Source organism: Desulforamulus ruminis DSM 2154 (genome assembly GCF_000215085.1).
In the GTDB taxonomy this organism is placed as follows: domain Bacteria; phylum Bacillota; class Desulfotomaculia; order Desulfotomaculales; family Desulfotomaculaceae; genus Desulfotomaculum; species Desulfotomaculum ruminis.
In genome coordinates this window covers 599,607-612,193 of the sequence record NC_015589.1, presented here as the reverse complement: position 1 = coordinate 612,193, position 12,587 = coordinate 599,607, and the positions used below count along the sequence as shown (strand labels likewise).

At 45.8% G+C, this 12,587-nt stretch carries 12 protein-coding genes; 1 reads left to right on the top strand and 11 read right to left on the bottom strand.

Annotated features, from left to right (window positions below; all coding sequences use genetic code 11):
* Positions 1–21: 21 nt before the first annotated feature.
* Positions 22–204 (bottom strand): 4Fe-4S dicluster domain-containing protein, encoded by a 183-nt coding sequence (locus tag DESRU_RS03005; RefSeq protein ID WP_013840653.1) that lies wholly within the window; start codon positions 202–204, stop codon positions 22–24.
* Between the two features lie 481 nt (positions 205–685).
* Between DESRU_RS03005 and DESRU_RS03000 the strand changes: the two genes are divergently transcribed.
* A complete protein-coding gene (locus DESRU_RS03000) occupies positions 686–874 on the top strand; it encodes a hypothetical protein (protein ID WP_013840652.1) in 189 nt (62 codons plus the stop codon).
* A gap of 60 nt (positions 875–934) precedes the next feature.
* Here the strand turns inward: DESRU_RS03000 and DESRU_RS02995 are convergent, their stop codons facing one another.
* The 10 genes from DESRU_RS02995 to DESRU_RS02950 form a co-directional block, all read right to left on the bottom strand.
* Positions 935–2,164 (bottom strand): MFS transporter, encoded by a 1,230-nt coding sequence (locus DESRU_RS02995; RefSeq protein ID WP_013840651.1) that lies wholly within the window; start codon positions 2,162–2,164, stop codon positions 935–937.
* A gap of 260 nt (positions 2,165–2,424) precedes the next feature.
* Positions 2,425–4,167 (bottom strand): sulfoacetaldehyde acetyltransferase, encoded by a 1,743-nt coding sequence (gene xsc, locus DESRU_RS02990; RefSeq protein WP_013840650.1) that lies wholly within the window; start codon positions 4,165–4,167, stop codon positions 2,425–2,427.
* A gap of 64 nt (positions 4,168–4,231) precedes the next feature.
* Positions 4,232–5,620: an aminotransferase gene (locus DESRU_RS02985; protein WP_013840649.1), complete on the bottom strand. Its 1,389-nt coding sequence runs from the start codon at positions 5,618–5,620 to the stop codon at positions 4,232–4,234.
* Positions 5,621–5,672: 52 nt separating this feature from the next.
* A complete protein-coding gene (gene ald, locus DESRU_RS02980) occupies positions 5,673–6,791 on the bottom strand; it encodes an alanine dehydrogenase (protein ID WP_013840648.1) in 1,119 nt (372 codons plus the stop codon).
* 87 nt (positions 6,792–6,878) lie between these two features.
* Positions 6,879–7,655, bottom strand: coding sequence for an ABC transporter ATP-binding protein (locus DESRU_RS02975; protein ID WP_013840647.1), 777 nt, complete (start codon positions 7,653–7,655; stop codon positions 6,879–6,881).
* A complete protein-coding gene (locus tag DESRU_RS02970) occupies positions 7,631–8,464 on the bottom strand; it encodes an ABC transporter permease (RefSeq protein ID WP_013840646.1) in 834 nt (277 codons plus the stop codon). Before DESRU_RS02970 ends, DESRU_RS02975 begins: the two co-directional genes overlap by 25 nt.
* A gap of 3 nt (positions 8,465–8,467) precedes the next feature.
* On the bottom strand, positions 8,468–9,253 hold the full coding sequence (locus DESRU_RS02965; protein WP_013840645.1) for an ABC transporter permease: 786 nt from the start codon (positions 9,251–9,253) through the stop codon (positions 8,468–8,470).
* 124 nt (positions 9,254–9,377) lie between these two features.
* Complete coding sequence (locus DESRU_RS02960) at positions 9,378–10,451, bottom strand: ABC transporter substrate-binding protein (RefSeq protein WP_013840644.1); 1,074 nt, start codon at positions 10,449–10,451, stop codon at positions 9,378–9,380.
* 80 nt (positions 10,452–10,531) lie between these two features.
* Positions 10,532–11,254 carry an ABC transporter ATP-binding protein gene (locus DESRU_RS02955; RefSeq protein WP_238446354.1) on the bottom strand — a complete coding sequence of 241 codons (723 nt, stop codon included), beginning with the start codon at positions 11,252–11,254 and terminating at the stop codon, positions 10,532–10,534.
* A gap of 553 nt (positions 11,255–11,807) precedes the next feature.
* On the bottom strand, positions 11,808–12,491 hold the full coding sequence (locus DESRU_RS02950) for a GntR family transcriptional regulator (RefSeq protein ID WP_238446353.1): 684 nt from the start codon (positions 12,489–12,491) through the stop codon (positions 11,808–11,810).
* Positions 12,492–12,587: the final 96 nt, after the last annotated feature.

The window sequence follows — 12,587 nt, the reverse complement described above, 5'->3', positions numbered from 1 at the left end:
TCTTTTCCTCCTTTATCTTAATTAATTGGTTAGTTTAATGGAACCGGTAGGACAATTTTCCTCACAGGCCCCGCATTCAATACAAGCTTCCGGGCGCATCACCTTGGATACCTCGGCCACTTCAAAAACCGTGGGCTTCGCCGGACATACGGCGGCACAGGTACCACAGGCAATACAGCCTTCTTCGTCAACCACAGGATGCAATTTAACACCTCCTTTATATGGAGATAAATAACATCTTTTTAATCCCTATTTTAAAAGTAACTTACTATTCTAAAAAATCTTGAAATTGGGGTCTTGGTTTTAGTGATACTTGAAGGTCTTTGAGCCTGATTAACTTATATTTATAATAAGACCAAGTTAATTTTACCTTCATTCTTCCCGGACTCGCGTTTTTCCTGCCGGTTAATTCTTACAATTAAATAACAAATAGTTGGCGGATTTCCGGGTTCGTATTCTTTTCTGAAGCTAGTTTACAGTTTACAGGAGAAACAATAAAAAAAAAGTGACCCTCGTCACACCTTTTCAATAATTTTGGTCACTTTTATGGGCTTTTTAAACTGTCGTCTATACTGCACCAAGCCACAAATGATAGACTTAGTATATGAACATTTGCCAACTATAATAACCGACAGCCTTTAATGAATAGGCCAAATAATAACCATTCCCTAGGAGGATGTTCTTAATGTTGCAAATTGAAAAAATAAGAGAGAAAGTTATTAACTTAGACGAAGCAGATGCCAAGAGTTTATTAATGATCATTTACGCCAGACTTGATACTGCAATAAACGGAAATGGCGGATATAAAGTTGTCGAAGAAACATTGAAAGATTTATTTGATATTTATCAAAAGCTTCCCGTCAAGAACAGATAATAAAGAATAATTCTCCTAACCAAGGAATCTTTAAATAAACATTCATATCGACATAGATATTTAAAGGGAATCATCTACCGAACTCTTTGCTTTTGTTGACTGCCCTTTTAGAGAGGGACACCACCATATGGCAGTCAACACCAGTGCCAAGGCTGCCCCCACATAAGTATAGAACACCCCTTGCTCATATCTTAATATTAGATAACTAATCAACGGGCCCAGGGCCGCTCCCAGATCGGCCCCCACGATATAGGCGGTTGATATGGAAATGGAGGATTCCTTCTGGGCCACATCCGAGGCCAGTGAATCCACCAGTGTTGTAAGGGAAGTCGCCGTTATCATAATCAATAAACACAGACCCAGCCAAAGAAAAATTGGCATTTTTATAGGAATAACAGCAATGCTGACAGAGGCCAGAATCAGGAAAATTATAAATGGCGGCACACGTCCCGCCGCTCCGTCGGACCAGCGCCCCACACGGGTGGCCACCAGCGGCTCCCAGGCCCAGCGGGCCCCCAGGATGATTCCCGCCAAAGCGGTGGCAGCGATGGATGTTCCCAAAAGGTTCAATAAGAGCCCATAATGATGGCCAATAACATAGCTAAGGGTGGAGGTAATCATCCCTTCAAAAACCATATAAATCAACAAACCGGAAAGAATCACTTTTAAAACAGGGTTCAAAGACCAATTTATTTTAAAAATGGATATTGCTTCTATGGCCGGTGCCGGGATCTTTACGTTAAAAACAAAAACCCCTATGACTGCTATTAGGGTTATACTGCCAAAAATAAAGGCTATATTGTGAAAACCAATGATCCCTGCCCAAAAACCGCCAATCAACATCCCAATAACATTTCCAGACTGATACAATCCATTATAGATTCCAATATAATGCCCCCGGTTATGATCCTGGGCCAAATGAATAACCGTCAAAAATCCCCCTACCCGCAATAAGGACCAGGCCAGCCCCCACAAACACCGCAATATCAGCCACTCCCCAAAGCCAAGAAACACACCGTAGCCCATGGTTGTTATCCCGGCCAGGGAAACAGCAATGAGCAGTCCTGTACGAATATTTATTTTTCGATACAGCCACCCTACCAAAGGGTTCAAGGGAAGCCTCACCAGCCGATTGAGGGATAAAAGAACCCCCACTTCCCATAAAGAGGACAAACCTACCTCTTGCCAGTAAATGGGTAGGGTAACATAGAGCATAGAATTGCCCAGCAAGCAGATGGAGGTTATTAACGCGACGATTACAATGGTATATTTTTCTTGGTTCATCCTCATGGTATCTGCCTCTAATTTAAATTTCGCTTAAAAGTAATGGTTTTTCAGCACACACCCTAAACCTCAAACTCTAATTCCAATTGCTTGTAACCTACCGGAAACACCCGGCTAACTTGTTATGGTACTAATCATTGTTCCAGCGATACCGATAATAATCAGCAAGAAACCCTCTCTCAACTTTTAGACCAAAGATTCTTTCTTTAATACTACCTCTACCTGGAGCAAGGAGAGCGCTCCTCTTGCTCCAGGTAGCTTAAGTCTTATTTATTCCAGTTTCTTACATCCAGCGCAGCATATTTGGGCAAATGGCGGGTGGGCAGGGCCAAGGCATCCTTTCTAAAGGGCGGGGCCAGTTGGGTTCCATCTACCACCAATTCAAGAACTGTCGGCTTACGGCTTTGCAAAGCGTGTTCCAGGGCTTCCCCTACCTGGGCTGGGTTGTCAACCCGAATCCCTTCGGCCCCCATGGCTTTCGCCACCGGAACAAAGCTCTCAGGATTAGGAATGTCTGCACCCACAAAACGATTGTTGTAAAAATCCACCTGGTTCTTCTTTTCAGCGCACCAAGCCCCGTTTCTAAATACGCAAGCCACCACCGGAAGGTTATGCTCAACCGCCGTGCTTACCTCATGAAGGCTCATACCCCATGCGCCGTCGCCAATGATGGCCACCACCGGGGCTTCCGGTTTACCCAGTTGGGCCCCCAGGGCTGCCGGATAAGCAAAGCCCGTATTGCCAAAGGTTAAAGCAGCAATGTGCATTCCTTCCCCACTGAACCTCAGATAGCTGTTGGCGGTAGAAGAAACATTCCCGATATCCGTACTTACAATGGCATTCTTGGGCAGAACTTTGGAGATTTCCAACAGGGCCCGGCGAGGGTTGATGGGATTGCCATCCACCATGGCCGTGTTAACAATTTCATCGTCCCATTCTTTCTGACGGGCCGCAATCTTGGACAATCTTTCTTGGTCCACCATAGGATTGGGAATTTTCACTTCCAGGCGCTTTAGAATTTCCGAACTGGCTTCTTTGGCATCTCCGATGATACCCACTTCAATGGGATGGGTCCGGGCAATGTGTTTGGGGTTAATGTCAATTTGTATGATTTTGGCATTTTCCGGGAAATAATTGATGTCGTACTGGGGCAGGGTGCCAAATACGGATAGCCTGGTACCAATGGCCAGAATAACGTCTGCTTCCTGCAGGGAATACATGGCGGCCTTGGATCCCATATAACCGATGGGTCCTACCCACAGGGGATGATCGGCATAGAAGGCATCATTATGCAGATAGGTAACGGCAACCGGAGCGGTTAAACGATCCGCAATCTTGGCTACAATGTCTTTTGACCCGCTGTCCACAACTCCTCTGCCGGCAACGATTACCGGACGTTTAGCGGCTGCCAGAATTTCCGCCGCTCTGTCCAGGGATTCCAGGGATCCGCAACCCCGGGCATCCACACGATACTGATGGGGCTGCAGTATGCGTTCTTCCAGGTCACCATAAAAGTAATCCCTGGGAATGTCATAAAGTACAGCGCCCCGCTCGGCGTAGGCAATGCGGAAGGCGGTTCTTAAACAATCGGCAGCTCTCTTGGGGTGGGGCACCCGTACCGTGGCTTTGGTAATGGCCTTAAAGACCGATACCTGATCGCATTCCTGGAACCCGTCCCAGCCGATGGTGGGTGTACCGGCAGAGGGCGAAATAACCACCATTGGCGTGTGGGCCATATTGGCTGCTGCTACCGAAGTAACCATATTGGTAATGCCGGGGCCGTTTTGACCGACGCATATACCGCATTTACCCGTTACACGGGTATAGGCATCCTCCATGTGTGCGGCACTTTGTTCGTGACGAACCGCTAAAAAATCAATTCCTGCCGTGGGGAACAGATCCAACATGTCCATAAAGGCGGAACCGACGATGCCGGTAACGTGTTCTACTCCTTCGGCCAGCAGCGTTTCCACAATGGCTTCACTGGGGGTCATTTTTACTTTTTTCATGTTAAAAACCTCCCTTTATTTTAATTTTTTAACCAACCCATTTTTGCATCGAACCAACCTTTGTTTACAGTTGAACTTTTTCCAGGGCCTTTTTAATGGCTGCCACAATACGGTCAATTTCATCCTTGGTCACGATCAGTGCCGGAGCCATGGCAATCACGTTGTTATAGCCGGGGTTACTCCTATTGGTCTTTCCTAGAAGAACCCCCTGGGCCGCAGCTTCCGCCAATACTTTGCCTAAGAACTGTTCACTTACCGGGACCTTTGTCTTTTTATCCTCTACCAGTTCGATACCTGCAAATAAACCTTTCCCTCGTACCTGACCCACCACCGGAAAACTTTCCAGTTCCTTAAGGCCGTCCAGCAGATACTTACCCATTTCAGCACTGTTTTGGCATAGATTTTGTTCTTCGATAATTCTGGTGCTTTCTAATCCCGCCGTACAGGCTGCCGCACATCCGCCGTAGGTACTGATGTCCCTGAAGTAACCCAACTTATCGCTGGGATCGCCTAAAAATTGTTCAAATACATATTCTTTGACCACTGTTGCCGACAGCGGCATATAGGAGCTGGCCATTCCTTTGGCCATGGTTACCATATCCGGGTCCACATCCCAGTGCTGATGACCAAACCACTTACCGGTGCGTCCAAAACCATTTACAACTTCGTCTAAGATCAACAACACTTCGTATTTACGGCAAATCTCTTGAATGATACTTAAATATTCATCAGCAGGAACAATGACCCCGCCGCCGGCTGTAATAGGCTCAAGGATCAGGGCGGCAACGGTATCCTCCCGTTCCGACTGAATGATGTCTTCAAGAACCCGGGCACACTCTATATTGCAATGGGGATAGGTTTTGCCAAAGCTGCATCTGTAGCAATAGGCCGGGGGAAGATCCCCTATGAAACCCGGTACCAAAGGTTCATAACCCAGTTTTCTTTCCGGCTGACCTGTGGCGCTTAAGGCAGCCACAGTGGTACCATGGTAATCCCGCTGACGGAATAAAATTTTGTATTTGTCCTTTTGGGGGTATTTCAGGCGAAAATATTGTCTGGACATCTTAAAAGCTTTTTCATTGGCCTCCGACCCACTATTGGAAAAAAATACTCTTTGCAAATTAGGAAGCAGGGCGTTGATTTTTTGAGATAACAAGATAGCCGGAATATTTCCTGCGGACATGGCATAGTAGGGTAATTTCTTTAACTGTTCACAGACAGCCTCCGCAATGGAGTCCTGCCCATACCCTACGTTAACGCACCATACTCCCCCGGAAACAGCATCCAAATACTCTCTGCCCCGGATATCCTTTACCAAGCAGCCTTTTCCTTCAACCATAATGGTTGGTTCCTGGGTTTCAAAAATCTTATGCTGCATAAGGTGGTGCCAAACATTCTGCCGATCCAGCTTAACCAATTCCTCCGGGGTCAAGTGATTGCCGTTATTAAACATGAAATTCCCTCCTTGCGCCTTTTTCCGTATGCCATTGCCGCCCTTTTAACTGTTAGTCAATTACTTGACTAAGCGGGGTATATTCAAGGGCCAGGGCTTTGGCTACCGATTGGTAGGTTAATTTCCCCTTAATGGTATTCACGCCCTTGGCTAAAGCCTTATCCCCTGCAATGGCTTTTTCATAACCGTCATTGGCCAGTGTAAGGGCATAGGGCAATGTGCTGCTGGTCAGGGCCAGGGTAGAAGTTCTGGCCATTGCACCGGGCATATTGGCAACGCTGTAATGAATCACGCCGTGTCTTTCAAAGGTCGGCTGATCATGGGTGGTTATGCGGTCGATGGTCTCAATGCTGCCACCCTGATCAATGGCCACGTCAACAATAACGGAACCGGCCGACATTTGAGCGACCATCTCCTCGGTTACCACTTTGGGGGCCTTTGCTCCGGGCACCAATACGGCGCCAATCAGTAAATCCGCTTCTTTAACCGCCTTGGCAAGGTTATAGTCGTTGGAGACTAAGGTTTTAATGCGGAAATTAAACATATCGTCGATTTCCTTCAACCGTTTCGGGTTGATGTCTAAAATGGTTACGTCCGCTCCCATTCCCACAGCCATTTTAGCAGCGTTTGTACCAACAATTCCTCCGCCGACAATGGTGACCTTGGCCGGCGCAACACCCGGAACACCCGATATCAATACTCCTTTACCGCCGGCATACTTAGCCAGTAATTGCGCTCCCACGATCACCGACATTCTTCCGGCCACCTCACTCATGGGTGTTAAAAGGGGAAGACTGCCATCTTCTAACTGGATGGTCTCATAGGCGATGCCGACGATTTTTTTATCCATTAAAGCTTTCGTTAGTTGTGGTTCCGCTGCCAGGTGCAAATAGGTAAATAACACTTGGTTTTCCTGAAACAACCCATACTCATTTGGTAAAGGCTCTTTCACCTTTAAAATCATCTCAGACTTTTCCCATACTTCCTTAGCAGAGTCCAGTATTTTGGCTCCCGCCGCTGCATAACTCTCATCGCTAAAACCACTGCCGACTCCTGCCGAACGCTCAATGCATACCTCATGCCCTCTCTTGATGAAGGCCATTGCCCCACTTGGCGTTAAAGCAACTCGGTTCTCGTTGTTTTTAATTTCCTTTGGTACACCTACCAGCACCTTCATTACCTCCTTGGGCTTTATCTATTCCACGCTGCAACACATTATGATGTGCGTACCATGCAACTTAAAATTTTTTGGTAAGTTCTATAGCACCAATTGAGTTTCATCTGTAATTTTCTGGCGCAGCTTTAGGAATTCAATATCGGTGAAATCCCGGGGTCTAGGAAGATCAACATGATAGACATGGCTTAGCCTGCCGGGCAGTTTGCCATCCAAGGTAACGATGCGATCCCCTAGGAAAATGGCTTCTTCAATGTTGTTTGTTACAAAGCAGACCGTTCTCTTCTCCGCTTCCCAAATTCTTATGGTTTCTTGTTCCATTAAAATCCGTGTTTGCGCATCCAACTGGCCGAAAGGTTCATCTAAAAGCATAATTTGGGGATTATTGGCATAGGCCCGGGCAATACTTACCCGCTGTTTCATACCGCCGCTTAACTGATGAGGGTAATGGTTTTCAAAACCTTTAAGACCCACCAGATTAATGTAATGCCGGGCTATTTCACGCCTTTCCTTTTTAGGTACTCCCCTTATCTTGGGTCCCATCTCCACATTTCCCAGTACGGTTTTCCAGGGGAATAGGGTATATCTTTGAAACACAAAACCAATCTCCGGTTCCGGCCCGGTAACCTCCCTGCCGTCAATGGTAACGGTGCCGGTGGTGGGTGTTTCCATCCCGGCAATAATTCTAAAAAGGGTGGATTTTCCCGACTGCCCGGGACCCAGAATAACCACAAACTCATTCTCCTTGACCAAAAGATCCATCTTTTCTAAGACGTCGGTTCTCTTGTCTTTCTCCTGGAAGCTTTTACTGATTCCGGTGCAACTGATCTTGATGTTTACTTGTTCAGATCGGTTTTCCAAGGGCAAACCCACCTTTCTAAGTAGTTTACCGAAACAGAGATTAACCAGGCGGTCAGAGCAATTACAATCATACCGCCAATAATCATCGCCGGTTTAGAAAGGTTCATCCCCATAATGATGATAAAACCCATTCCTTCCCGGGCACCAACCAGTTCGGCAGCCAATACAGTGGTCCAGGCCATACTCAGGGATATCTGAATTCCCGCAAATATAGCCGGAAAAGCGGCCGGAAAAGTAACCTCGATAATCTCCTGATACTTATTGGCGCCCAGCATGCGAATGGCGTCATAGAGGGATTCATCCACCAGCCGGATACCATTATAGGAGTTGATAATACAGGGTACAATGGCTCCGATGACAATAATAAAAACTTTGGAAGTTTCGTTAATGCCAAACCACAAAATAGCCAGGGAAATCCAGGCAATGGGCGGCATGGGCTTAAACAAATCAAACACCGGTTTTACCAGGGCATTTACATATTTGTTAATGCCCATAGCCACCCCAATGGGTACGCCAATGGCAACCGCAATGACAAAGGCAATCAGGACACGCTTTAAACTAAACCACAGGTGCGTTAAAAGGGTCTTTCCCGCCAAGGGGTTAACCAGCATATCCAGCAGTTGGTTCAGCACCTCCATGGGACGGGGGAGAAACTTCCCGGTTATTTGGGTTACCGCAGCTAAATCCCAGAGTATAATAAAGCCGATTACGGAGATTGCATATAGAACCCAAATGTTCTTCAATATTTTTGACCAACTGTTTTGTTGGGGTGTGGACGTTGGGGTAACCTTCATTTCCGTCACTGCCATCCTTTACCTCCTTACGCCTGCCACGAGTTTTCTTTCTATCCGATCGACAATAATACCAATGACTACGCCGGTAAGTCCTACCATAATCATGCCCAGAACAATCATATCCGGCATCAGCAGTCGGCGCCCCATGGTAATTAAGAATCCCAGTCCGGTATCAGCGGCAATCAGCTCTGCGGCTACCAGGGCGGTCCAGGAGGCCGCCAGGGCTACCTGCAACCCGCCAAAAACCATGGGAAGGGCGGAAGGAATACAGATTTGCTTAAAAATTTCCCAGTCCGAAGCACCATAGGTACGAGCCATCCGTATAAAAGTCGGGTTGGTCATGCGGACACCCACAAAAGAATTGATCACACAGGGAACTACACCGGAGGCCCAGATGATAAATACCTTACCCGGCAAACCAATGCCAAACCAAAATATGGCCAGGGGAATCCAAGCTACCGGGGGAATGGGGCGGATCATTTCAAAAATAGGACGGGCCAGACCCTCAACGACCACAAACCATCCCATGGCCAGTCCTAAGGGGATCCCGATTGCCAGTGCTAAAAGATAGCCCAGCAAAGCTTCTTTAAGACTGGTCCAAACATGCACGGACAAAACCGCACCATCCGGGTCCGCCATGTTAAGCTTTAAAAAAAACAGCTTTACAACCTGAACCGGAGAAGCCAGCAAAGTTTTAGGAACCACGCCTAGATCTACAATAAGTTCCCACACAATTAACAAAAGAAATATACTTAGATATGGCAGGTATTTAAGGATTCTCTCATGATCATTTTCATTAGCCATATTTTCACTCCCGACTTACTTAGTCTATCCTTAAAGATTTCAGGAGGGGTTCAGAAGGTGGGGCGCAGCCTTGGCAGGCCCCACCTTCTTCAACTTGTTCTTGCCAAAACTTATCCTTAGAGATTTATTGGATTAACCCTTTTTCTTTGGCCAGCATTTTAAGGAATTTATCATTGATGAATGGGCTCTGCATCACTTTTTCCTTTTCCTCAGGTTTAAATTTACCCTGTTCCGTAAAGAAGGTGGCAATACCATCCATCCATTGGTAAACCTCGCTGTTCCCCTGGGAACTATCAAACATTTTTAGTTGTTCTTCCAACGTGAATACGGGGTGGTTTTCAATATCCAATTTAGCGTCTTCGGCACTAACCTCCATCCCGGCCCAGTCTTTTAGGAATGCTTGATAGTCCGTAGCCAGATTGGAACCTTCCTTTTTCATTTCATCAATTTTTTGGAAATAAATATCTAAGAATTTAACCACTTGATCGGGATGTTCATCGGCAAATTTTTTGTTGGCAATTAAAACCAGGGGAATCTTCGCTCCTACTTTATCTCCGGAGGCAACCACTTCCCATCCCTTTTGCAATCCGGTGTACATAAAGGGAGCCCACAGGGCCACCGCGTCACCTTTACCGGAATCAAAGGCGGCAACGGCTTGGGCCTGCTCCAGGTTCTGAATAGTTACATCCTTATCGGAAAGGCCGGAGGATTTTAAATACTGGGACAGGGCATAATGACCACTGGAAACCGTTGTTACCAGAATGTTTTTACCTTTGGGAGACTCGCCTTTTAAAAGAGGGCTGTCGGGCCTTGCCATTACCACGTTGGCCAAGGATTCGTCATCGGCAATGCCGATGATATAGGCATCGTACCGCAGGGCCGCCATTATGGCCGGCACGCCGCCGGTTGCCCCAACATCCCATTCATTGGCTGGGAGGGCCTCCACTTGGGGCATTCCTGAATCAAAGAACTTTAATTCCAGGCTAACCCCATTTTTCTTATCCAGTCCTTCCTGAATGGCTCTATAGGTTAAGAATGTCTCAAATTCGGGCTGGTGACTCACCCTGATTTTAGGCATATCCTCCGAGGAACCTTTGCTGCCGTTGTCGGAACTACCACATCCGGTTGCTGCTACGGCGATTAACAGCAATGAAAAAGCAACAGCACACAAAGTAACGATCCGTTTTTTGCTGCTCATAGGCCCATTCCTCCCTTTTTTGTAAATAGTTTGTCTAACAGACTAGCGGAAATAATTCTTCTTTACTGTCGGTTGCCGGGTTACCACCATCGGATTAAGTCTGTAACTTCTTTTCTAATTTCCACAAACTTAGGGTCAAGGAAATTTCTGGGTCTGGGCAGGTCGACGTTTATTTCTGCTTTTATGGTTGTGGGCTTACTGCTCAGAATTAATACTCTCTCAGCAAGATACACCGCTTCCTCAATATTATGGGTCACAAAAATAACCGTGGTCTTAAATTCCTGCCAAATGCTGATCAATTCGTCTTCTAAATAGTAGCGTAATTTAACATCCAATTGACCATAGGGTTCATCCATCAAAAGCAGGTCCGGTTTAGCGGCAAAGGCTCTGGCAATGGCCACCCGCTGCTCCATACTGGAGGAAATTTGGTTGGGATACAAATCGGCACAATCCGTTAGGCCAACCAGCTTCATGGTTTTTTCCAACCGTTCCTCCATCTCTTTTTGCGGAAACTTTTTAACTTCCATACCGTAGGCAATATTTTGCCTGACCGTTCTCCAGGGCATACAGGAGGGTTCCTGGAATACAAAGGAAATATTATGGCGTTTGGGGTCTGCTATCTCATTATCAATGTATATATTTCCTTTGGTGAATGGTATGAGTTTTGATAACAGGTTTAAAAACGTTGTCTTACCACAGCCGGTTGGCCCAACAATACAAAGAAATTCCCCTTCTCCAACATTAAAGTTAATGTTGTCTAAAACAAGCAGTTCACCAAACTGTTTCGTTAGGTTACTGACCACAACCTTTGCTTTCTTTATACTGCCAGGCAATACAAACACCTCACTTCGTTTAAGCTCCCGTTGCTAAGTTTACCGGCATCCACTCACGATTCCATGAACACCCCTTCCTGCAAGCACAAGGCCATCTCTTTATCCATAGAATTTTTCTCTTTTACAAATAATTGTTCGATTGTCGTTTAAATCTCTTTACAAACAATTGTCATTACGATAGAATCTATAAAGTAATCATGTTTATCCAGTTGTTTGCGGGATATGGCAATCAGCGGTGGATTTCTCACCTCCTTTGTGTGAAAATCTTCTGTCCATGTCTTGTTAGCAGGTGGAAGTTTTTGAGTGCTCCGGTCTACTCTGCTCGGGAAGGGGTATTCCTTATTTAATTTTGGGCACAACAAAATAAGCGTATCTGTTTTATGTTCGGATAAGCGACCTATAAATCTTTTCACTCGCGGCCCTAGAAATTTATTCCAGCTATAGGGTAGGGGTGATTTTTGTTTTTACGAGTAATAAGCATCCATTAAGGTCATGATGTACGTACCATGGGGGTTAAAAATTTTTAACCCCGTTTTCTGGCCAGCTTTATGCGAAAGGAATACATATCAGACCGATAAACACTTCTTTCATATTCCACCGGATTTCCATCCGTGTCAAAGATAATCCTTTCTGTTTGCAGTACACTAATTAATTGATCGCTTCCTAAGAGTTTAGCCTCTTCCTTTGTGGACATCCTGCCTGTAATAACCTCTTCGGCTTCCGATAAATTAATCCCCAGGGAAGATTCAAGCAAATCATAAATGGCTGCGTTATTTAAATCAAACTGTGCCAGTTTCAACCCTATTTTCAGAGGGTAATATTGTCTCTCCACTGCTAGAGGGACATCATCGGCAAACCGTAACCTCTTAATAACATAGACCTCTGTTAAACCCAAGGGAACCGAATTTTCGGTAGCTGATTCAACCCCTTGGTATAATAGCTTTATACTGGGCTTCATGCCCATATTGCAGACAAGGTCGTTAAAGGTACTCAGATTACCCAGCCACTCTTCCACAGGACGCAATGAAACAAAAGTTCCTCTGCCGTGTATCCTTTCCAAAACACCATCCAGCACCAAAGCATTAATGGCTTTCCGGACGGTCGAACGGCTTACCGAAAACTGTTCCATAAAGTCTCTTTCACTGGGGATCTTCTCTTTATAATCCCCTTTTAAAATTTTATCTTTTAAAACTTCTTTCAGTTGCACATACAATGGTATTGGACTGTTGTAGTCAATACACACATCGTACATCCCCTTACCTTAAGGTACGTACCAGTTAAATTAACGTAAGTATATCTAGCC